Origin of the sequence: Alkalinema pantanalense CENA528 (assembly GCF_050753345.1) — a bacterium.
GTDB classification, from domain to species: Bacteria; Cyanobacteriota; Cyanobacteriia; order Leptolyngbyales; family Leptolyngbyaceae; genus Alkalinema; species Alkalinema pantanalense.
The window spans coordinates 1-21,069 of record NZ_JBLZFX010000104.1; the positions used below are offsets into that span (position 1 = coordinate 1).

Annotated in this window: 20 protein-coding genes and 1 pseudogene; 10 read left to right on the forward strand and 11 right to left on the reverse strand. The window is 49.3% G+C overall.

Annotation, left to right across the window (positions count from 1 at the left end):
* The first annotated feature begins 423 nt into the window (after positions 1-423).
* Together pdxH and ACN4EG_RS23215 are read left to right on the forward strand one after the other, a co-directional pair.
* A complete protein-coding gene (gene pdxH / locus ACN4EG_RS23210) occupies positions 424-1,077 on the forward strand; it encodes a pyridoxamine 5'-phosphate oxidase (RefSeq protein ID WP_431632641.1) in 654 nt (217 codons plus the stop codon).
* Between the two features lie 257 nt (positions 1,078-1,334).
* Entirely contained in the window at positions 1,335-1,736 is a 402-nt protein-coding gene (locus ACN4EG_RS23215; protein ID WP_431632642.1) for a hypothetical protein, read from the forward strand.
* A 136-nt stretch (positions 1,737-1,872) separates the two neighbouring features.
* Here the strand turns inward: ACN4EG_RS23215 and ACN4EG_RS23220 are convergent, their stop codons facing one another.
* On the reverse strand, positions 1,873-3,240 hold the full coding sequence (locus ACN4EG_RS23220; RefSeq protein ID WP_431632643.1) for a glycosyltransferase family protein: 1,368 nt from the start codon (positions 3,238-3,240) through the stop codon (positions 1,873-1,875).
* Positions 3,241-3,647: 407 nt separating this feature from the next.
* Between ACN4EG_RS23220 and ACN4EG_RS23225 the strand changes: the two genes are divergently transcribed.
* Entirely contained in the window at positions 3,648-4,034 is a 387-nt protein-coding gene (locus ACN4EG_RS23225; RefSeq protein ID WP_431632644.1) for a response regulator, read from the forward strand.
* A 721-nt stretch (positions 4,035-4,755) separates the two neighbouring features.
* Entirely contained in the window at positions 4,756-5,889 is a 1,134-nt protein-coding gene (gene rpoD, locus ACN4EG_RS23230; RefSeq protein ID WP_431632645.1) for an RNA polymerase sigma factor RpoD, read from the forward strand.
* 250 nt (positions 5,890-6,139) lie between these two features.
* Here the strand turns inward: rpoD and ACN4EG_RS23235 are convergent, their stop codons facing one another.
* Entirely contained in the window at positions 6,140-6,319 is a 180-nt protein-coding gene (locus tag ACN4EG_RS23235) for a chlorophyll a/b-binding protein (RefSeq protein ID WP_431632646.1), read from the reverse strand.
* Between the two features lie 323 nt (positions 6,320-6,642).
* On the opposite strand from ACN4EG_RS23235, the gene ACN4EG_RS23240 reads away from it, so the two are divergent.
* Positions 6,643-8,142 carry a folate/biopterin family MFS transporter gene (locus ACN4EG_RS23240; protein WP_431632647.1) on the forward strand — a complete coding sequence of 500 codons (1,500 nt, stop codon included), beginning with the start codon at positions 6,643-6,645 and terminating at the stop codon, positions 8,140-8,142.
* Positions 8,143-8,206: 64 nt separating this feature from the next.
* Here the strand turns inward: ACN4EG_RS23240 and ACN4EG_RS23245 are convergent, their stop codons facing one another.
* The 3 genes from ACN4EG_RS23245 to ACN4EG_RS23255 form a co-directional block, all read right to left on the reverse strand.
* Positions 8,207-9,523: an FtsW/RodA/SpoVE family cell cycle protein gene (locus tag ACN4EG_RS23245; RefSeq protein WP_431632648.1), complete on the reverse strand. Its 1,317-nt coding sequence runs from the start codon at positions 9,521-9,523 to the stop codon at positions 8,207-8,209.
* A gap of 53 nt (positions 9,524-9,576) precedes the next feature.
* Entirely contained in the window at positions 9,577-10,179 is a 603-nt protein-coding gene (locus ACN4EG_RS23250; protein WP_431632649.1) for a hypothetical protein, read from the reverse strand.
* 131 nt (positions 10,180-10,310) lie between these two features.
* Positions 10,311-11,435, reverse strand: coding sequence for a zinc-dependent alcohol dehydrogenase (locus ACN4EG_RS23255; RefSeq protein ID WP_431632650.1), 1,125 nt, complete (start codon positions 11,433-11,435; stop codon positions 10,311-10,313).
* A 149-nt stretch (positions 11,436-11,584) separates the two neighbouring features.
* On the opposite strand from ACN4EG_RS23255, the gene mnmA reads away from it, so the two are divergent.
* The 3 genes from mnmA to ACN4EG_RS23270 all read left to right on the forward strand — a co-directional run bounded on the left by mnmA (position 11,585) and on the right by ACN4EG_RS23270 (position 13,220).
* Positions 11,585-12,649 carry a tRNA 2-thiouridine(34) synthase MnmA gene (mnmA, locus tag ACN4EG_RS23260; protein ID WP_431632651.1) on the forward strand — a complete coding sequence of 355 codons (1,065 nt, stop codon included), beginning with the start codon at positions 11,585-11,587 and terminating at the stop codon, positions 12,647-12,649.
* A gap of 138 nt (positions 12,650-12,787) precedes the next feature.
* Positions 12,788-13,015, forward strand: coding sequence for an antitoxin (locus ACN4EG_RS23265; protein WP_431632652.1), 228 nt, complete (start codon positions 12,788-12,790; stop codon positions 13,013-13,015).
* 22 nt (positions 13,016-13,037) lie between these two features.
* A complete protein-coding gene (locus tag ACN4EG_RS23270) occupies positions 13,038-13,220 on the forward strand; it encodes a nucleotidyltransferase family protein (RefSeq protein ID WP_431632653.1) in 183 nt (60 codons plus the stop codon).
* Positions 13,221-13,638: 418 nt separating this feature from the next.
* On the opposite strand, the gene ACN4EG_RS23275 is transcribed toward ACN4EG_RS23270, so the two are convergent.
* The 4 genes from ACN4EG_RS23275 to ACN4EG_RS23290 form a co-directional block, all read right to left on the reverse strand.
* Entirely contained in the window at positions 13,639-14,610 is a 972-nt protein-coding gene (locus tag ACN4EG_RS23275) for a phosphatidate cytidylyltransferase (RefSeq protein WP_431632654.1), read from the reverse strand.
* 151 nt (positions 14,611-14,761) lie between these two features.
* A complete protein-coding gene (cbiT, locus tag ACN4EG_RS23280) occupies positions 14,762-15,370 on the reverse strand; it encodes a precorrin-6Y C5,15-methyltransferase subunit CbiT (protein ID WP_431632655.1) in 609 nt (202 codons plus the stop codon).
* Positions 15,371-15,417: 47 nt separating this feature from the next.
* The gene (locus ACN4EG_RS23285) at positions 15,418-15,744 is read right to left on the reverse strand and encodes a DUF3143 domain-containing protein (RefSeq protein WP_431632656.1); all 327 of its coding nucleotides are present in this window, start codon (positions 15,742-15,744) and stop codon (positions 15,418-15,420) included.
* Between the two features lie 54 nt (positions 15,745-15,798).
* The gene (locus tag ACN4EG_RS23290; protein ID WP_431632657.1) at positions 15,799-16,368 is read right to left on the reverse strand and encodes a J domain-containing protein; all 570 of its coding nucleotides are present in this window, start codon (positions 16,366-16,368) and stop codon (positions 15,799-15,801) included.
* Between the two features lie 168 nt (positions 16,369-16,536).
* Between ACN4EG_RS23290 and ACN4EG_RS23295 the strand changes: the two genes are divergently transcribed.
* The gene (locus ACN4EG_RS23295) at positions 16,537-17,211 is read left to right on the forward strand and encodes a Crp/Fnr family transcriptional regulator (RefSeq protein WP_431632658.1); all 675 of its coding nucleotides are present in this window, start codon (positions 16,537-16,539) and stop codon (positions 17,209-17,211) included.
* A gap of 351 nt (positions 17,212-17,562) precedes the next feature.
* On the opposite strand, the gene ACN4EG_RS23300 is transcribed toward ACN4EG_RS23295, so the two are convergent.
* The gene (locus ACN4EG_RS23300; RefSeq protein WP_431632659.1) at positions 17,563-18,783 is read right to left on the reverse strand and encodes a septal ring lytic transglycosylase RlpA family protein; all 1,221 of its coding nucleotides are present in this window, start codon (positions 18,781-18,783) and stop codon (positions 17,563-17,565) included.
* Positions 18,784-19,578: 795 nt separating this feature from the next.
* Here ACN4EG_RS23300 and ACN4EG_RS23305 point away from each other — a divergent pair.
* A complete protein-coding gene (locus tag ACN4EG_RS23305; protein ID WP_431632660.1) occupies positions 19,579-20,523 on the forward strand; it encodes a PhzF family phenazine biosynthesis protein in 945 nt (314 codons plus the stop codon).
* A gap of 198 nt (positions 20,524-20,721) precedes the next feature.
* Here the strand turns inward: ACN4EG_RS23305 and ACN4EG_RS23310 are convergent.
* Positions 20,722-21,069 (reverse strand): annotated as a pseudogene (locus ACN4EG_RS23310) (IS701 family transposase); the annotation flags it as partial.

A 21,069-nucleotide genomic window follows, 5' to 3' on the forward strand; every position in this document is an offset into this window, starting at 1 on the left:
TTTTCGGGGCGCTATCGCAATCGCAGGAAGCGGTTTGGACTCCGGCTCAATTTGATTGCGGGTCTACTCAATTTTGAACTGGCACAAGCCACTTGATTCATGCAGGAGGTCTAATCTTTTTGCAGCGTGAAATAACTTCAACAGCCACCTAGAGAGGCTTAAAAGATACAGCATGCATAACGACAAGGAACAGAGACAATGCCAGAAGCCTATTTTGCTATGGACTGCTGTATCGATCAATCAAGCGAAGGGCTACAAGGAATTTGCTAAGAAATCAGCGCCCCACTCACCCTCCTACCCCGCCACCCTGCCACTTGAGATTTTATTTGTACGCTTTGCCCGAACCTAGCCCCTCTTTCAGCCTGCCTCAAACTGACGTAAAATTTTTAACTCCCAGCCTTGCTCAAAGCCATTCAACGTTCTATGGATCTCGAAATTTCTGACCTTCGTAAAGACTATACGTTTCAAGCGCTGAATGAAGCGGATGTCAGCCCCAATCCCTTTGAGCAATTCCGCATTTGGTTTGATCAGGCCCTCGCAGCCCAGTTGCTGGAACCTAATGCGATGACGATCGCCACAGCCAGTCCCGAGGGCATTCCCTCAGCTCGGATTGTGCTGCTCAAGGGCTTTGATGAACGGGGATTTGTCTTTTTCACCAATTACAACAGTCACAAAGGTCAAGAACTTCAAGCCAATCCCCACGCCGCGATCGTCTTTCTCTGGCGGGAATTGGAACGACAAGTCCGGATTCAAGGAACCGTGGAAAAGGTCGAGGCGACTGAATCAGATGCCTATTTCTACAGTCGGCCCTTGGGCAGTCGCTTAGGCGCATGGGCTTCGGATCAGAGCGCAGTGATCCCCGATCGCAACATCTTGGAAGATAAATTAATCCAGCTAGAAGCGAGCTATCCAGATGGAGAAATTCCGCGCCCCGACCACTGGGGAGGCTTTCGTGTGAAACCGACGGTCATGGAATTTTGGCAGGGACGATCGAATCGTTTGCACGATCGACTACGCTACCAAAAAGTCGGCGATCAAGGCAGCGAGATTTGGCAAATCGATCGCCTAGCACCGTAAAGCATAGATGTGACCGATACATACGACCGATACAATAGTGCCAAGCATACGTGCCAAGAGCGACAAGAGTGCCAAGAGTACCAAGCATACTCTAGTACGAGTTAGTACTAAATTCATTACTAACTCGTACTAAATTCATTAAAGAGCGTTAAGCGCGTCAAGAGTGCTTAATCAACTAACACGACATTGGACAGCGCCAACCGCACTCCACTGCTTAGCAGCCCATCTTCTGCCAACCCTATCCGCCCCCAGCATTCATGTCCATTGATTTTGGCCCGTTTTTATTTACGATCGATCCCAATGCCATTGCGGCTACGGGATTGTGGTCGTTAGGACTTTATCTGGGATTTTCGCCTGTTGCCGGGTGGATGACCGATCAACTCTCCAACTGGATGAGTTACGTCGATCGATCACTCTACAGTTCTGCCCAGGAATACGAGCGCACTCGTCCAGCCCGTGAGGCACAAAACACCTTTTACGGTTCTTTGCTAAGCATCATTCCATTTTTTATCTTGGGTGCCCTGTGCAACTATGGGGTGGAACGCGGCCTCGGGCAGAATTGGGCAATCAGCGTAGCGCTACTTGTCTGTGTAGGATGTGGAGTCTATGAACTAGGGCGGCGTGATGGCAATGCCAATCGGGATGATTCAGATGACTAACTTGATCCATTCGAGTCTCCCCATCCGTCATGCCCTTGCCAATACTGCACTCTCTCTAACACCGCACAGCTTCTCAAGCCTGCATACAACACTGATACAGCATCTGATGATCTGATGAGTTGATACTCCGTTGAGTTTAACGATCCATCGGAGACAACTCCTCTTGAACAATTTGCGCTACCTTTTTAGCCGCTCCCGATGCTCCTCGGACTTGGCGCAGGGCTTCTCGCATTGCTTTTAACTGTTCCGGATGGTCTAAATAGTTGAGAATGCGATCGGCCACCATTTGGGGCGTCAAATGCCCAACCATCTCCGGGACAACTTCTCGCTTCGCCCAAATATTTGGCCAAGCCAGTAAGCCCAAACGTTTCAGTGCCAGGGTGTTAATGACTTTGGCAAACAGCGTCCCCACCCCCGGCAAGTTAGCCAAGAGTCCTAGAATGCCATCCCACGATCGCATTGCATCCAGTTGATTCGTGGGCAGCACCACAAGCATCGGAACCCCCAAAGCTCCTAACTCTGCGGTATTTGCCCCCACCGTTGTTAGGCATAGATCACATTGGCGTAGTAGCGAATGGTGAGGTGTCCGAGGGCCATCATCTCCCTCAGTCCACAGCTCAATCTCAAGCCCCCGGTCAGTCTTCAGATAGGAGATTTCTGGTGCAACTGACTTTTCAGAAAGGGCTGCTGATTTTTCAGGAGTGACTAAAGTGGCCGCAGCCCCACTCACTAGTTGAGCAATGGGATTTTGTGATGGATCGGCATACTTGGCAATCGTTGCAAGATCCAATGACGGTGCCACAGGAATCACAAATCGGGTGTTTGGGTAGACCGCAGCAACTAGTTCAGCCACTGCACAAAATAAAGGAACACCTTGACTCAATTTGGCAGGTTTGGATCCTGGCAATAATCCCACAGTGGGTCGAGAAGCGGTCGCAAGAGATGGCTCGTTTATTTCCACATCCGTCATGAGATCGCCCACAACCACACATTTCTGCTGATTGATCGGATTGAGGCCAGCAATGACTGAAGGTTGCATGACAGCGAAACGATCGATCCATCGAACCCACCGGACTTCCCATTCGGCATACACCACTGTTCGGTACCCCAGCCGCTGGCCCAACAGAACGGGAAAGAGCTGGTCTCCCCCTAGAAAAAGAATGACGCCCCGATCTCGCCAGTCCCAGGCATCCACCGTTTTGCCCCATAGCAGAAAAGGAAAAAAGTGTTCTGCCGCCTGCACCCGATCGACCTCAGGATAGCTCCGGGCAATCTCGGCCTCTCGGCCACTGGCATTGGGGCAGGGCGACAGTACCACCGAAATGCGCATTTGATCAACAGCCTCTCCAAACTGCGATCGTAACGCCTTGACCACAGGGCGCACCCAGGTACTCAATTCCCCAGGCCCATTGGACAAAATTAAGACATCCCAAGGATCGCAGGAACTATCCAAAGGCTGCACGGGATGGGGACGGATCGGATTGTGGATTTCGCTGTGCTTCACTACGTTATCTCTGTGATTTCTATCTCTGCAATTTTTATCTCTGTAATTTATTGAGCAGCCTGTCAGCCTGTTATCCAGTGTGAAGCCAAGCCTCCCAAAAGAGAAGAAATTTGGTATTCGCTCAGCCGCATCCATTCCTAGGAAGACCCGACACTGCAAGACCTTCAACCCTGTGAGCCGTCCAAAATGGGATCTCGGCACCACGATATATTAACGATCAAGCTAGAACGATCCAACAAAAACTGCTTTGTCCATCGCCGCTCACCATGGCCTCTAACGGCCCCTCATCACCATGCCCTCTGACCACCATAGCGTTCTGTTGCTCTCACCACCCGCAACAGATACTCATTCTATAGAACGCTTACTCTATCACTGCTCACCATGGCCTCTAACGGCCCCTCATCACCATGCCCTCTGACCACCATAGCGTTCTGTTGCTCTCACCACCCGCAACAGATACTCATTCTATAGAACGCTTACTCTATCACTTGGAATGCCCGGTAGCTGTCACCCATTCCATTAGTCGAGCGATTAATGTTGCAACTACGCATCATCCCTGCTTACTCATCATCCAAGGCAATGCTCAACAGTGGTCGTTTAACCAGTTACGGCGGCTAAGGACGATCGCGGACAAAAGTCGCATAACGTTGTTAGCCCTAGCCGATTCCCACCTTCAAAGTTGGCTGTACCAAGAAGATAACCCAGGATTTGATGGCTTTTTGGTCAACCCTGTCAGTCACGAAATTCTCCAGTCAGTACTCTGTTCTGCAAGTGCTCGTCAGTTATGTCGATAGGCAGGGCCATGGGAGGGTTCCTTGGTCACCACCTCCTTAAAGTCACCTCCTTAAAGTTACAGCCTTAAAGTCACATCACTCAGATTCACATCCTTCCTAGAGTCGCATCCTTAGAATTTCGAGGTCGATCGTGACTATGCTTGGGAGGAATCTCGTAATTTCACTGAAATGGCTGAATCTGATCAGCGATTCTCAGGCCCCATTTGGGTGAGATTCTCGACTACTCTAGGGAAGATAGTTCATCAACCGATGAATTTTGAAGTTGAGTCTATGACAGATGTAATCAGCCAAACAGCCTGTCAAGAATGGGTTATAGCCTAACTTGATCAGTGCTGCCCTCCCCATTTTGTATCCTAGTAAACTCTTTACAGGAGTTTAGAAAACAGGGTGCAACTTTGGTGAGAAAGGCTACAATCGGAAAAAGATTCCAAGCATTTAGTCATAAACCCTGTATAGCGGCACCTTAATCTGGATGAAATAGTTTTGTATTGTGGTCAGCTTTTTGGGACTTTCCGTGATAGTTCAGTCTCTCTTCCATCGTTTCCCATATCGGTTGATTCGATTTTTGGTTGAGGAGATTTCCTGAAGTGGCTATCGTCAGTCCATGTTATTTGTCACTGGCACACAGTTCGGCTGTTAATTACGATTGAGATGTGGTGCTGTCCTTTTACGATGCTTGAACTTCATCACTCTACGATTTAAGGAGCATGAGGAACGCGGCATGACCCAGGCCAACGACGTACTTGAACTAGAATTTGGTACCGCTGCCGAGGACATGGAGGCAGATGTTGATCTGTACGAGATGGACGAGGAGGATGAAGATGTTGAGGATCTTCCGATAGATGAAGAGGACGAGAAAGCTGGGAAAGGTCGAGTTTCTCGTCGTCGTGCTCAAGCTAAGAAGAAACACTATACGGAAGACTCGATTCGCCTGTACCTTCAGGAAATTGGCCGTATTCGTCTGCTGCGGGCTGACGAGGAAATTGAGCTAGCTCGGAAAATTGCCGATTTGTTGGAACTTGAGCGAACTCACTTCAAGTTAGAAGACAAGTTGCAGCGGGAGCCTTCCTTGGAAGAGTGGGCAACGGAAGTGAATATGCCGGTTCCTGCGTTCCGTCGCCGCCTTCACATTGGTCGTCGGGCCAAGGATAAAATGGTGCAATCGAATCTACGTCTTGTAGTTTCCATTGCTAAAAAGTACATGAACCGTGGGCTGTCCTTCCAAGATTTGATTCAAGAGGGAAGTCTGGGCCTCATTCGTGCCGCTGAAAAGTTTGACCACGAGAAGGGCTATAAGTTCTCAACCTATGCCACTTGGTGGATCCGTCAGGCAATTACACGGGCGATCGCGGATCAATCTCGGACCATCCGGCTCCCCGTCCACTTGTACGAAACCATTTCTCGGATCAAGAAAACAACAAAACTGCTGTCTCAAGAAATGGGCCGTAAACCCACTGAAGAAGAGATTGCCACTCGGATGGAAATGACGATCGAAAAGCTGCGGTTTATTGCAAAATCCGCGCAGTTACCGATTTCCTTGGAAACGCCGATCGGGAAAGAAGAGGATTCCCGTTTGGGCGACTTCATTGAATCTGATGGCGAAACTCCGGAAGATCAAGTCTCTAAGAACTTGCTTCGGGAAGATTTAGAAGGGGTGTTGGCGACCCTCAGCCCTCGGGAAAAGGATGTCCTGCGTCTGCGCTATGGTTTGGACGATGGCCGCATGAAGACTTTGGAAGAAATCGGCCAGATCTTCAATGTCACCCGTGAGCGGATTCGTCAAATCGAAGCTAAGGCACTACGAAAGTTACGTCATCCCAACCGCAACAGTGTCCTTAAAGAATACATTCGCTAATTCTAGTGGCTTCCAGGAAGAACTTTGTTCAAGCAGCGATCGCGCTTTTAAGGAAAACTTCCTGGGATAGAAGCCGCTGAATTACGAGAAACGGTTAATTCAGAGAGATTAGTCACTCTGAGAAAATAGCTAAATACCCAAGAGCATTCCTGAAGAATGCTCTTTTTTATTGCCTAAGACAATAAAAAGCGGACAGCCCAGTGGAATGTCCGCAAAACTTGCTTTTAAGGTTGACCGAGATTCAGAAAACTTACATTAGACCCAAGAATTCGAGGACGCCTTGACCCGAAACAACTTCCGTGATCAAAGCTGCAACAAAACCGATCATTGCTAACCGACCATTCCACAATTCAGCTTGGGGCGTAAAGCCAAACTTCCAAGCATTGCGATCTTCAACAACGGGGGTTGTGACTTTTTGAGTGTCTTGCATGGTTAATACTCCAGGGCGAACTAGCTGTTAGTACCAATGTAAATCATTATTACGAAATGTGCCAAAATATTACGTCAAAAAGTCAGAATTTATTAACAATTAATAATTTAAGTTTATTTTTTCTTGCATATTTTTTATTGGCAAGACTGGTTGACAAGACCACTAGATTATAGAGAATCCCTTCTTCATTCATCCCCTAACTCCTAAAACAGCAAGCTTATGTCTTTAATTCCATGGGATAGTTGGCCGTTGATCCAGAAGATGCCGTTATCATGGAAAGACGCTGGGTATTTGTAAAGAATCATGTTTGTAAAGAATCATCAATGAGTGTTTCCGATTCTGGGTTTGCGAAGTTCAAGGCAACGGTGCAGGACAAAGTGCAAGACACGGTTCAAAGCAAGTTGCTTTTTGGTCATGAGCCATCGCCTGAATTACTGGCGATTCTGCTGGTCTATTTCGTGCAAGGCATTTTGGGGTTGGCTCGTCTAGCAGTCAGCTTTTTTCTAAAAGATGAGTTGTCCTTAGGCCCTGCGGAAGTTTCTTCCTTACTGGGGGTCGTTTCGATTCCTTGGATGGTCAAACCCTTGTTTGGCTTTATTTCCGATGGTTTACCGATTCTGGGATATCGCCGTCGCCCCTACCTGATTCTTTCAGGCATCTTAGGGGTCATCTCTTGGATCTCTTTGGCGACTTTAGTACACAGTGGCTGGTCGGCGACGCTGGCGATCGCCCTGGGTTCGTTGTCGATCGCCATGAGTGATGTGATCGTTGATTCGCTGGTTGTTGAGCGGGCACGGGCCGAGTCTCAAAGTGCAGCGGGTTCCTTGCAGGCCCTCTGTTGGGGTGCTTCAGCAGTCGGTGGACTTCTGACCGCTTACTTTAGTGGATCCTTACTGCAACAGTTCAGTACCCAGACCGTTTTTCTAATCACTGCAACATTTCCATTAATTGTTTCTGCCGTCGCTTGGTTAATCGCAGAAACCCCACTGGAGGAAAAACCAGATTGGGCAGCTATTTCCCATCAATTTAGTCAACTGAAGCAAGCCATTGCTCAAAAAAGCATTTTCTTGCCCACACTGTTTCTGTTTCTTTGGCAAGCTACACCTACCGGAGAATCGGCATTTTTCTACTTCACAACCAATGAACTGGGATTCGAACCGGAATTTTTAGGGCGAGTGCGACTGGTCACCAGTTTCGCTTCGATCGCGGGAATTTGGCTATTCCAGCGCTTTTTAAAAAAGATTTCCTTCCGCATCATTTTTGGTTGGTCTACGGTGATTTCGTCAGTGCTAGGACTGTCTGCGCTGATTTTGGTCACCCACTTGAATCGGGAACTGGGCATTAGCGATCGTTGGTTCAGTTTGGGCGACAGTTTGATCTTGACGGTCATGGGACAGATTGCCTTCATGCCCGTCCTAGTTTTAGCGGCGCGGCTATGTCCCCCCGGTGTGGAAGCAACTTTATTTGCGTTGTTAATGTCTGTGGTGAACTTAGCTGGATTCGTCTCCTATCAAGGGGGCGCAGCGATGATGCGATGGCTAAATGTCACCGATCATAATTTTGAACAGTTATGGTTACTGGTTCTGATCAGTAATTTGATGAGCCTATTGCCTCTCCCTCTATTAGGATGGTTGCCTTCTGCGGCGGAGTTACCGACAGGAGATGACGAAGTTCCTGTGGTCATCGAATTAGATAGTTCGTCCTCTAAACATCTCGGTCAGCCATTTTTGCCAGATGTCATGTCAGAACGAGTTACCGATCGGTTAGTGGTCAACCCAGCAAGCGCTCCAACCGCCCCGTCAATCAGCAACTTGGTGGAGTAATTGAAGCATTGCGGAATTGCCCAAGACAAGTCTGTCTAACGCTGGTTTATCTTCGTCAGAAATGTTAGCGCGATCGCCGTCGGCGTGATCGCGTCTTGTTTGTAAGGCTTTGGGAAGCTTTAGGCGAAGGTGAATTGCGATCGCCACGCCTCTGAAATTTCTGCATCCAGGATTGCAGGATATTAGGCCGAGATGGTTTTGGGAAAGGCACCACTGTTGGGCGAGGAATCGCCGCTTCAGGGAAGGACACGACTTCTGCTTCTGTGTTCTCCCGTGCGATCCGAATTAATAACGCAACGGAAATAAAACTGGACAGCATCGAGCTACCCCCATAACTCCAGAGGGGGAATGGTAAACCGGTGGTTGGCAGTGCCCCCGTTGCTACACCAATGTTTAAGAGGGATTGCCCCACAATCAGCACGACAATCCCGATCGCCACCAGGCGATGCACAATATTTTTAGCTTTTTGAGCAATATACAGTCCTAGCGTGGCGTAGCCGACTAACATCAGCAGGAGCGCAAAGCCGCCAATCAGACCAAACTCCTCCGAGAAAACAGCAAAAATAAAGTCGGTATATTGAATCGGTAAGAAGCCAAGTTTTTGGTGGGATTGGCCATAGCCCGTACCAAATGGCCCACCGGAACCGATCGCCATCAAACTTTGTGTCAACTGATAACCATCACCCGTGGGATCCGCCCAAGGATTGAGAAACGAGAGCACCCGTTTACGCTGATATTCCCGCAGGGCGATACTCAGGGTTGCCAGTCCCACTCCTCCCACTGCTGTACTGACTAGGTAAACCCAAGGCAAGCCCGCCGCTAAAGCAATCAACCAAATCACCATGCCACATAGGGCTGTTGTACTGAGGTTTGGCTGAATCAGAATCCCCAACAGAACAAGACAGAAAATCCCTAACCAGGTCAGGCGCGTTTTCCAAGTCAGGCGATCCCACTGGCCAAAAATACGGGCGCTTTGCAAGACCAGAAAAGGTTTCACAAATTCTGAGGGTTGCAGGAGGAAAGGACCGATCGGAATCCACCGAGCCGCACCGCCGATCGAGGCAAATCCGGGTAAATCCGTCACCCAAATTAAGCCAAGAAAGAGGAGCAAGCCCCAGTGTGCGGTGGAAAGCAGCGTGCGCAGAGGGGAATGGATAATCCAGTTAAAGCCCACCAAACCAACGAGTGCAAAAATTGCCTGCCGTTGCAGGTAGTACCAGCCATTGCCAAACTCGTTGTCCCCGGCGGGATAGGAGGCGGAAAACATCACCATCAATCCCACCAACAGCCAAATGAAGGTGAGCCATCGAGCTAAGCGGGCTTCGATCGCCCAATCCTTGGCCGTGGTGTCAAAAAAGGGAATGAGGTAACGCAGTTGCATGGCGAGTCCCGACGCTGGATAACTACCGACTCTGGATTAACGATTCTGAATCACTAGCGACTCTGGATATCGGACTCTACTTTAGCGAGATCTTCATTGAGAAAAACAACGATTTTTCCGGCGTAGTTCAACCCCTTAGGATTGCGAGCCACTTCTACCCAGTAGGCAAAGCGACGACCACGACGCAGTTCTCCTTGAAGGGCAGCGGCGATCGGTTTATTTTGGCGCAGGGCATTCCGTTCTTCCTGGGCAGTGGGATAGCTGTAGACCACCTCTGCTTGCTCGTAGTCCTGGGTAATTTCCAGTCCATAGATCGATCGCAGGGCTTCTTCAAGCCGCGCTTTGGTGACGCCGTAGAGCATATCAAACAGTTGCAGCGACTCACTGCGCACTACCCCACCCGAGGCCGACTTGCGGGTTAGTTTGCCCGGTGCAAACATGGACGCTTCAAAAATCATGCGCTGGGAGGCTGTGTTGCTCCGCCGTACTGTTAATTTTTCTCCTGGGCCTGGTTTAATACTGGGGGTCGATCGCATCCAAGTCGCCACTTCATCAGTGGATTGTCCCGGTAACGCGATCGCAGAGGACATCAAACAACTAGAAATCCCAAAAGTCCCCAAGGAAACCGCTAAGGCTGCTAACGACATTCGACGCATAATTCGACCCATTAAAATCCTGTACTAAATCTAGTCGGGTAAAGGTGGCTAAAACTATATCTTGGAATCCCTCGATCGACACAAAAGATTTGCCACAATTTACCCTGCACCAGAATTCCCCAGGATTGGCCTCAAGGTTCCATGGCAACTTTGATCACCTTGCGATCGCGCATATCGGCTAGGGCTTGGCCCAATTGATCCAACGGTCGATGGTCACTAATCAACAACTCCAAGGGCGCAACACCACTGTGGATAAACTGGAGCGCCTCACGGACAAATTCCGGAGTGTTATGGAAAACGCCTTTGAGGGTGAGTTCGTTATAGTGCAACTGCTCAGTGTTGACGGTAATCGTCGTATTTTTGGGACAGCCACCAAAGAGGTTAATAGTGGATCCGGGTCGTCCACAGGCGATCGCCAGTTCCCAGGCGCTGGGCACTCCCGTTGCTTCAATCACAATGTCTGCCCCCCACCCCTCAGTCAAGCCCTGAATTAAACCGGGAATATCCGCCACCTCGCGATGGAGAAAGGTTTGGGTTGCGCCCAGTTGCTCCGCGATCACCAACCGTTGGGGACTACCGCCGAGAACAATGATTTCCGAAGGTTTACCGACGCGATACCCCACCGCCAAGGCCGCCACAAACAGTAACCCGATCGCCCCATCCCCTAGTAAAGCAATACGATCGCCGGGACGGGCATTCGATCGGGCAATGCCATGGAGCACACAGGCCAAGGGTTCGGTCATGGCAGCCAGGGCAAAGGGCAACTCATCAGGAATCGCTAACAAATTCTGCGCCACGATCGACGCGGGAATTTTGACCCGTTCGGCAAAGGTGCCGTTATTGAACAGCAAATTCTGGCAGAGGGAAAATTCCTGGCGCTGACAGAAAAAACATTGACCGCAGGGCGCGGAATTATTGGCCACCACCCGATCGCCCACCTGCCAGTGGGTCACGCCTGAACCCACGGCGGCGATCGTGCCTGCCACTTCGTGCCCAAACAAAGTCGGGGGCTTGAGCATTCGGGCATGGCCGCCCCGTCGCCAGACCTTCAGGTCAGTGCCGCAGGTCGTTGCGGCCTGGACTTGAATCACCACTTCACCCGCCGCAGGTTCTGGGTCGGGAACGGTTTCCAGCTTCAGGTCTTCCTGTCCGTAGAGTACAGCCGCTAGCACGATCGATGAGCTCTCCTGCGAAAGTGTGACCGCGATCGTACTGGGTTTCAGGACTATTGCAACAAGGGGAAAGATCGATTGCAAAGGATCGTGGGGCTAATTCAGGAACATTGCGCAGCGATCGCCCCCACCGAAAACCCGTGGAACTCGCAAACGGCGAGGGAAATGCTAGCCTAGATAGGTCAATACTACGCATAGCGCCATTCTGAGGCGATCGCGCCCTACCATTCGCCATGAAAAAGGTTGTTGTTGGACTTTCCGGTGGAGTGGACAGTTCCACCACTGCGGCTCTTTTGCAGGAGCAAGGATATCAAGTGGAAGGCATGACCCTTTGGTTAATGAAGGGCAAGGGCCAGTGCTGCTCGGAGGGCATGGTGGATGCGGCGAAGCTGTGTGAAAAAATGGGCGTCCCCCATCACATTGTGGATAGCCGGGACAACTTTGAAGAAAATATTGTGAATTACTTGGTGGAGGGCTATCGCCAGGGCATTACGCCGTTGCCCTGCTCCAATTGCAATAAGGCAGTGAAGTTTCGCCCCATGCTAAATTACGCCCAACGGGAATTGGGAATTGACCTGATTGCAACGGGACATTACGCCCGCACTCGTTACGATGAGGTGACGGGACGCTGGCAATTACTGCGGGCCTTCGATCGCAATAAAGATCAGACCTATTTTCTTTACGATTTAAGCCAGGATGTCTTGGCCCATGTAATTTTTCCCTTAGGTGAAATCCAAAAGACGGAAACACGCCAACTCGCAAGCCAGTTTGAACTGCACACTGCCGATAAACCGGAAAGTCAGGATCTCTGCTTGGTGGAGGCCAATGGTTCCATGCAGGCATTTTTGGATAAGTACATTACGTCCACTACGGGCGACATTGTGGACAAGTCCGGCCAGGTTTTAGGGCAGCACGGTGGTATTCATCACTACACGATCGGTCAACGCAAAGGGCTAGGCATTGCCTACAGTGAACCGCTCTATGTGATTGGGTTAGATGCGGTGATGAATCGCGTCATTGTGGGAACCAAGGAAGACGCATACCAAACAGAATGCACAGTACAGCGGGTCAATTGGGTGTCGATCGTACAACCAACCACGCCCATCCAAGCTGAAGTGCAAATTCGCTATCGATCGAAACCGTCCCCTGCCACGATCGTGCCGTTGGAAGAGGGTCGAATCAAGATTTTATTTAGCGAACCTCAACTGAGCATTACCCCCGGTCAAGCGGCGGTTTGGTATGACGGTGAAGTTTTGCTGGCGGGCGGCATTATCGAACGACCTGCAACGTCACCCTGAAACCCCTAGACATCACGCTGCAAACTCAAAACTCCTAAAACAGGTGTAGCGATCGCACCAGATAAAGCGACGGAAATGACCTGGAGCAACAATCAGCTAGAAGTCTTGAATATCGAACTTAGCTGGAGGATCTGCACCATGAACACCGCTCAAATTAGCACCGATGGAACCCATCAAATTGTGATAATCCCCGAAGGCTTCAAAATGTCGGGCACTGAGGTTTACATTAAAAAAGTTGGAGGTGCGATCGTTCTGATTGCTAAAGATCCCCCCTGGCAATCTCTGTTTGACAGGTTAGAGCCATTCTCTGACGATTTCCTGCCCACCAGAGAGCAGCCCCCCCTCGACGTTCGAGAGGCATTTTAGATGGGATCAAGGAGCAGGTGAGATGACGATTGTGGCGATCGAACTGCCAACACAGCAGATACAAGAATTTTGTCAAAAGTGGCAAGTGACAGAGTTTGCTCTCTTTGGCTCCGTCCTGCGCGATGACTTTCGCCCCGATAGCGATATTGACATTCTCATCACCTTTTCTCCGGTTGCGCAACGAGGTTTAATCGAGACTCTGTAAATGTGCGACGAACTGCAAGTCATTTTCAACCGAAAAGTAGACTTAATTGTGAAAGCTGCGATCGAACGTAGCGAAAACTGGCTAAGACACAAAAATATTTTAGAATCAGCTCAAGTTATTCATGCGACCTGATCAAGAGCCTCTCATCAACATTGCCAACGCCATTAGACAGATTTTGCGCTACACCAATGGAATCAGCAAATTGAACTTGGAGAGCACTGAAAAATTCATTCCCGAATCTATGTCAAGCATCACGGTAAGACAAACCCGAATCAGTGGTTATTATCTGAATATGATGATCCAAATGTGACCCTCACTTTGAGTGCCTTTGACCTGCAAATTCAAATTGCCGATCTTTACGAGAATATTGAATTTGGCTCTGAATCTTGATGACGTAAACAATGCATCTAATCACACATCAAATCATATTGGACAGTAGCGGTAGCAGTAATGTCACAAAGTAATAGACCAACGGTGCTGTAAATACATAGCTGTCCGTACGATCGAGAATCCCCCCATGCCCCGGAATCAGCGCTCCCGAATCTTTGACCCCCGCATCCCGCTTCATCAAAGATTCAGTCAGGTCACCCAGCAAACTGGAAACCGCAATCAGCAAACCAAACGACGCCCCAGAAACCACGAAAAACGGCCAGTGCAAAACCCATGCCCCCGCGATCGCAATGCCCAGGCTTCCGGCAAAGCCAAAGACCGCACCTTCCACCGTTTTCTTCGGGCTGATATCTGAGAGGCGTGTCCGACCTAGGATCCGACCAAACACATAGGCTCCAATATCCGCCGCCCAAATGCAGAAAAAGGCCAAGACAATGTGGGATAAGCCTTGGGGCATCGCTTGCATCGTCACCGTTTTCCAAGACGTAATCCAAAAACCATCTAAGGGCAAATTGCTAAAATCCAGTTGCTGAAGGGCGCGCAACCGAATCCAAAAACTCGGTAGATACCCACCGTAAAACAGTCCCAACACCGAAGCCGCAATGTCCGCAATGCTGGCCATTTTGGTTTGAAACAGCAGGTAGAAGCAAATGAAAGTTCCGGCGATCGGGAACAGGGCATCAGCTAACGCCGGATTCACATTCGACAGCACCAGCAAGACTTGGCTCACAATTAATGTTGTTTTGATGGCAGGCGCTAACCCCTTAGCCTTGGCAAGTTGAAAATATTCCAACTGCCCCAGAAACACCAGCAAACAGAAGCCAGCCGTAAAGTACCAACCCCCTAGGAGCAACATGACTAACGCCAAGGGAATCGCCACTAAGCTGCTGCCGATGCGTGCCAAAGGGAGTCCCGCCATTCCCTCACCGATCCATTTCATACTGCGATTGGCTGAGAGGAACAGGCTGTCTTGAATCCGCCGTAAAACCGAGTCATTCACCACAAGTAAAAAAGGTTAAGAAGGTTAAGAAGTACTCTGCATCACTTTAACGGATTGAACCCGCAAAGAGAAGCACTCATCACAATTTGACTCAGTTTTCCCTAGGAATCCCTAAGGATGTTCGACAAAGCTCCCGATCGATAAAGACTCTCTACCAATCTAACTTTTCTCCACTCAGGACAAATATTGGATCAACAGCGGCGAAGGTTTGGCCACTGCCTCGCTTTTCTAGGCGATTAATCGATGACTGCACAACCTCAATATTGCGCACTTGGAGTTCCGCAAAACTTTCCGAAATTTGATACAAGCTCTCTAAACTCGTGGCAGTCGTGACAATACGACCTTCTGGGGCAAGACGTTGCCAGAGAGCGGCGAGGAGCAATTTAATTGGACGCCCCCCTTCGAGGCAAATGCGATCGGGATTAGGAGCCAAATTAGTCAAACAATCGGGTGCATTCCCTTCAATGATTTCCACATTAGTCACCCCAAAACGATCGCAATTGCGCCGAATCAAGCTAGCCACTTCTTCATCCCGCTCCACGGCCACAATTTTTCCCTGGGGACAGAGCAAACCTGCTTCGACGGGAATCGTTCCCGTACCTGCGCCAATATCCCACAACACCGAATCCGCTTTCAGCCGAAGGTGGGAGAGCAGTAACAAGCGAATCTCCCGTTGGCTGAGGGGAATCCCAGGCAAACTTTCAAATAATTCGTCAGGAATACCGGGAGTGGCATAGGGCCAAAGGGGAGCAGACGCCATAGCTAGCAAGGAATAGGGGGCAATCAATCAGACCAAACCTAGGGTGCCTATGGCCCCGCAAACACTGCCGATTCAATATCCTGTCGGCTAAGGGAATATTTAAACGATCGTTGAACGTCCTGACCATCTTCTCCGGCTTTGAGGTAACGAATTGTCAGTTGTTCTGTATCCAGCCACAGTTCTGCCTGCCAAGCATCCCGCTGCACTGTCCAACAATGGAGCGCATCACGATGTTGCTCACAGCCTTGGCCTTGTAACCATGCTTCAATTTGGGGCAAAGGATGGTTATACAGGGGAGTATCCGCAGAGGGCAAATCCAGCATAGAAGAGAGGATGGGAGGTTTGGGTGAAGGCTTCTTAAACCAGTCAAACATGGAGGATAGGCGGATGACAAAGTCAGAATGGATCGGTAATTCCCATCTCCCAAATCACCCAAGGGTGTGATGGGTTGTAGACAGGTGAATGATAGAAGGGAGAAAATCAGGGCAAACAATGGTTAACAGGGAAACCTCTGTATGGTAACTAAATTTTGTGTGGTAACTAGATTGGGTAAAACCCACCACTAAGGCCAGCACAATACAGCCGATGAGCGTTACACCCAAAATAAACAGTGCAAACAATTCTCCGGCAGAAAGAGGCCGATCGTTAGGATCCAAATAAGAAGACGCTAATGGATCATACTGGGGAGAGGGTTCATATAACTTGGGAAGCGGGCAAATTACAGCGACCCGAGAATACCCGATCGTCTGATCGTAAGCCAGACGACGTTCAGGACTACTCAATGTAGCATATGCTTCATTGAGTTCCTGGAAGGCTTGCTTAGCGATCGCGGGCGGGAGTTGCGTCGTATCGGGATGATATAGCTTACTCAGATCGCGGTAAGCCCGACGAATGGCAATCACCGATGCGGCTGGATGGAGGCCCAGGCGATCGTAATAAGTCGCTTCTTTCCAATCCTTGACGGGTACTTGGCTCGGTTTGCTTGACTTCTGCGTCATAAATTCTGCATCCCCAAGGCAATGTCAATGCGCAGTCCTTCCCATTATCCAGAGCAGGGGCAAAAATCTGCAAGACTTAACCCAACCCCAACCTGAAAATTACCTAACCTTGACGTTGAGCCGATAGAGTGCGGAGGTTAGACTCTTCACATTCAATGGTTCATTACCATGATGCAATCCTCCACCCTCGGTTCGACCCTTGGTTCGACGGACGCCACACAACTCCGGCAGCTTCTTGAGAATCAATACCAAGGCTCCAGCCTCAAAAGTTTTAAACGAGGCCAGACCATTGCGTTATTGCCTCAGGATATCTGGGTCGTCTATCGAGGGGTAGTCCAGTTGGTTACCCTCTACCCCAGCGGAGATGAAGCCGTTTTAGGCTTTGCCGTCCCGTTGATGCCCTTTGGAACACCCCTTACGGTGACCCAACCCTACCAAGCGATCGCGCTAACAGATGTGGATCTAATGCGGTTGCAGATGGCAGATGTGGAGCAATCCCCCGCGCTGACCCAATGCTTACTGCAACAAATGCGTCGTCGCTTGCAACAAACGGAAGCCCTACTTGCCCTAGCGAGTTATCGCCGCGTGGAAGAACGCCTGATTCACCTGCTCAATCTACTCACCCAGGAACTAGGCCAACCCAGTGAGGACGGCAACATTCGCCTGACAGCCCGTTTGACGCACCAACATCTCGCCAACACGATCGGAACCACCCGCGTAACCGTCACTCGTTTATTAGGCCAACTGCGCGATCGGGGCTACCTAATCTTGGACGAGCATCGTCACTTGGTTATTCGTAAACATCTGATTCAGCAGGCAATGGGGGAATCTTTTATCGCTTAGGGGCAGCCTTAAGGGCCAATCTTAAGACCAGTTTTTCCAGGCATAAAGACGTGTGATATTGGGTAAAGTTTTCTAGCAAGTAAACATTTCCTGCTTAAGATAAAATGTTTACTGTTTAAACTAGGGGCATCACTACATCGCACTCATCTTTCACAACTTTTGCCACTTAGTATGAAAGCCTCGCAATTTAGTAGAAAGTTGACCCAGTTTAGTAAGAATTTTCTAGGAAAAAGGTTTCTAGTATTCAAGGAGGGGTGTCGGGCACGCCTCCAACGCAGGAGAACGGGGATAGGAACCTCTTTCCTAAGAAGTCTCCCTCCTCGAAGCAACTCGATTTTGATGGGTAGGCCCTTACTGCACAGACGAGGTGTCCTGAGCCTTAGCGATCTGTTGTCCCGCCGCTAGCGGAGATCCGGGGGCTGGCGTGAGTACAACCGCTTCAATATCCGCTAAGCCCGTTTCGTCGCTATCTAAGCAGGTTGCTGCTCGATAGGAGAGATCCAAAATCCGCAGGTGTTCATCGACATAGGGACCCCGATCGTTGACACGAACCACCACACTTTTGCCATTTTTGCGATTGGTGACCTTCAAAAACGTATCAAAGGGTAAATCGCGATGGGCGACGGTGAGATCGTACTGGTTATACACTTCTCCCGTGGCGGTAATCCGACCATGGAAGTAAGGCCCATACCAAGAAGCGACACCATCTAACACCTTAGGAGTTGCCCGAAGCCCATACATCTCAATTTGCGCTTGGGCCAAGTCTAAGGGAGGCTGTCCTAAAGCACCTCGTAAATTGTTAATCCAGTCGATCGCTAAAAGCTCAGCGTTCCAGCCCAGCTTATGGGCCAATTCAGGAGAAATGCGAAAAAGTTCCTGATTATCGACTTTACCAACAAAATCCTTACCCTCCAGCATCGGCTTGAGCTGATTCAGATTGCGAGCCAGGAATTGCAGCTTTTGACTCAAGCTTTGAGCAAAGTTCTCCGCCTGGGCACGATCGGGGAAAATTGCCACCCGACATCCTTTAACCCAAACGTGGTAGAAATCTGGGCTTGAAGGAACTTTACCTAACGGTTTTTCCGGTTGAGCACAGCTCCAGAGATTTTGACGTAATTCTCCAAAGGAGAACCCTGCAATCAATTGCTCCGAATCCTTCGCTGAAACCACCACCACTGGAGGTAAGATTGCATTCCAGTCTGCGGCTAAGTCTTGAACATTACCGACAAACCCCTGAACCGTTTTAAACAATACCCCCCCAATCATTGGATCCTGACTGTTTGCCTTGAGGGCCGGTTTGACACCTTGGGGTAGCAAGGGCTGAGCTGGTGTTTTAGCCTTGACCCTCACCGTAGCCGGAGCGGAATCCGATTGAGCAACTGCGACTGAAGAAGGCTTTGGCTGAGCATCTTGCGTAAAGAAAAAATGTTCTACATGAGTAATCCACTCTAGATTAGAACCCTGGGCTGGCCCTCTGTTTGAGGATTGAGGTACAGGTGCAGCCACTGCTGAAGCCGTTGAAAACGGGAAAAGCAGCCAATGGCTAAAGCCCTGAACAATCTGAAAATTCATGAAATGAGCATCAGGAATCCCTTCTTGATGGTTCTTATCTCTTGAATGAGAGAGTTCAGGATAGGAAGGCGGATTCTGACCTGACAACGCTTCTCCTGTGGAAAGCAGCAAAGTTGCCAGGGAAACCCCCCACGCAAAACGAGATATACGCATGTGTTAATAAAACAAAATGTAAGATGCACTACAATCTTCCATCGTTAAATCGTAAAGATCTTGTGAAGCAAATATATCTATCTAAGGGGAAGTATTTAGATAAATAAACATGACCTTTTCGGGTGAAATTTCCCGCTTACTTCACAAAAATGGACAAAATTGAAGGTGCTAATGAACAATGCGTAGATGCTGATCCCTGAAAATTGGATGACCTAAAACAGTTGTCTAGAAAGCGATCGAGTCATTTTGAGATTAGTTTACCCAAATCTTTGCAAAATCTATACAAAAAGCAAAAAAAACATCCTGAAATCAAGAGATTGAGGTTGAAAACATTAAGTCTTTTCTGTTTGCGCGCCTCAGATAGGACTGTTGCAGCTGAGAGGGAAGGGATTAATCCTGAGGAATTAATCCTGAGGAATTAATCCCTTGGATAGTCTCTCTTTAGGCGGATCTTTCTAAGATTTTTTTTGCGGAACGTTGCAAGGCAGATCGCAAGCTGGTGTCCTGCAACTTTTTTCCCTTTGTCATAGGCCCCCTTCCCTACAAGCTTGGAGGAGAGCGTTCAGCAGGGCTCGACAATCCTCTGCTCTAGGCTTTAAGGTGGCGAGGTATAGCTTGGGAGTTGATGATTGGGAGTTAATGATGTCGTCCTTGCCCTTTTTGATTGTTGATGTTTTTTCAGAGCAAAAATATGCAGGCAATCAATTAGCCGTATTCCTAACCGATCAATCACTATCCACTGAGAGAATGCAGCAACTTGCCCGTGAGGTCAATTTTTCGGAAACCACCTTTGTGCTTTCCCAAGCCCCTCGATCGGGCGGCTATGACGTCAGGATTTTTACACCTACCGCAGAGTTACCCTTTGCGGGCCATCCAACCTTGGGTACCGCCTACGTGATTCAGCAAAAGTTGTTGCAAAATCAAGTTCCAGAAGTGATTTTGAACCTTGCGGTGGGGCAAATTCCCGTCAGCTTGAGTTACCCAGAGTCATCAAACCAGTCGTCAACGCAGCAGCCAACTAGTCCCGATCAACAGCCAACTAGTCCCGATCAACCTAATATTCTTTGGATGCGACAAAATTCACCGGAATTTGGTGAGCAAAAGACGATTGCAGAAATCGCCCCCATCATTGGCTTAACAGAAGCTGACTTTGACGATCGTTATCCCATTCAAATGGTTTCTACGGGGTTACCCTTTCTGATAGTGCCATTAAAAACCTTGGATGCCTTACAACGGATCCGAGTTAACCGCGATCACTATCAAACGTTAGTCCAGCAAGGGATTCCCGCCATTTTCGTCTTCTGCCCAGAAACGCGCAATCCTGCCCATCAATTCAGCGCCAGAATGTTTGCAGAGGCTTGGGGGATTCCTGAGGATCCCGCCACGGGCAGCGCTAATGGTTGTTTTGCAGGCTACCTGGCGCAATATCGCTATTTAGGCAGCGATCGGGTAGACGTTCAGGTAGAACAGGGCTACGAGATGGGCCGACCGGCATTGCTGCATTTGCGGGCTACTCGATCGCAGGAACAAATCGAGGTCTTGGTGGGGGGCAAGGTAATTCTGGTGGCTCAAGGGGAATTTGTTTAGGGTGGAGGGGGGGATATCGATCTTGAAAATCCGCTCTCGTAGGGTAGCAATAGGTCATTATGCCGGAATAACCATCATGCAGGATTTGCAGCCATGCAGGATTTGCAGCAACGCTTACTTGAGCATCTTTTAGAGATTGCGCGAGAACGGGATCCCTACTTGGCCCCCCAAGGTCATTTCTATCCCTCTTCAGTCACTCTAAGCAGAGGAAAAGATAAGTTGCAGGTTTAATCGCTGCACTGAAGGACAGATGAACTGATTCATAGGACGGATCAATTGCTCAAATGCAGTATGCAGTGACGCTATCGGAAAGACCTCTAACCAACGCTTGAGCCAATTGAAGCAAATCAAAGGTTGGATAATTAAGCGCAAATTGTTTAGTAAGTTTTTCCAGCCCCGTTGGTTGTCCCACCAAGGATGGTGCGCAAATTGTTGATGGGCTAGAGGGCAGGAATGGTTGAATTGATCCGCAAATAAACTGACCATCAAAAATGCACTCATGACTAACTCCCACCACTTCTCAATTTGCTCATAACTCGTTAGGCG

Bases quoted from the DNA above. Each gene is read 5' to 3' on its own strand.
- pdxH (WP_431632641.1), top strand. From the start codon at position 424: ATGGATCTCGAAATTTCTGACCTTCGTAAAGACTATACGTTTCAAGCG.
- ACN4EG_RS23215 (WP_431632642.1), top strand. From the start codon at position 1,335: ATGTCCATTGATTTTGGCCCGTTTTTATTTACGATCGATCCCAATGCC.
- ACN4EG_RS23225 (WP_431632644.1), top strand. From the start codon at position 3,648: ATGCCCTCTGACCACCATAGCGTTCTGTTGCTCTCACCACCCGCAACA.
- rpoD (WP_431632645.1), top strand. From the start codon at position 4,756: ATGACCCAGGCCAACGACGTACTTGAACTAGAATTTGGTACCGCTGCC.
- ACN4EG_RS23235 (WP_431632646.1), bottom strand. From the start codon at position 6,319: ATGCAAGACACTCAAAAAGTCACAACCCCCGTTGTTGAAGATCGCAAT.
- ACN4EG_RS23240 (WP_431632647.1), top strand. From the start codon at position 6,643: ATGAGTGTTTCCGATTCTGGGTTTGCGAAGTTCAAGGCAACGGTGCAG.
- ACN4EG_RS23245 (WP_431632648.1), bottom strand. From the start codon at position 9,523: ATGCAACTGCGTTACCTCATTCCCTTTTTTGACACCACGGCCAAGGAT.
- ACN4EG_RS23250 (WP_431632649.1), bottom strand. From the start codon at position 10,179: ATGCGTCGAATGTCGTTAGCAGCCTTAGCGGTTTCCTTGGGGACTTTT.
- mnmA (WP_431632651.1), top strand. From the start codon at position 11,585: ATGAAAAAGGTTGTTGTTGGACTTTCCGGTGGAGTGGACAGTTCCACC.
- ACN4EG_RS23265 (WP_431632652.1), top strand. From the start codon at position 12,788: ATGAACACCGCTCAAATTAGCACCGATGGAACCCATCAAATTGTGATA.
- ACN4EG_RS23270 (WP_431632653.1), top strand. From the start codon at position 13,038: ATGACGATTGTGGCGATCGAACTGCCAACACAGCAGATACAAGAATTT.
- cbiT (WP_431632655.1), bottom strand. From the start codon at position 15,370: ATGGCGTCTGCTCCCCTTTGGCCCTATGCCACTCCCGGTATTCCTGAC.
- ACN4EG_RS23285 (WP_431632656.1), bottom strand. From the start codon at position 15,744: ATGTTTGACTGGTTTAAGAAGCCTTCACCCAAACCTCCCATCCTCTCT.
- ACN4EG_RS23290 (WP_431632657.1), bottom strand. From the start codon at position 16,368: ATGACGCAGAAGTCAAGCAAACCGAGCCAAGTACCCGTCAAGGATTGG.
- ACN4EG_RS23295 (WP_431632658.1), top strand. From the start codon at position 16,537: ATGATGCAATCCTCCACCCTCGGTTCGACCCTTGGTTCGACGGACGCC.
- ACN4EG_RS23300 (WP_431632659.1), bottom strand. From the start codon at position 18,783: ATGAATTTTCAGATTGTTCAGGGCTTTAGCCATTGGCTGCTTTTCCCG.
- ACN4EG_RS23305 (WP_431632660.1), top strand. From the start codon at position 19,579: ATGTCGTCCTTGCCCTTTTTGATTGTTGATGTTTTTTCAGAGCAAAAA.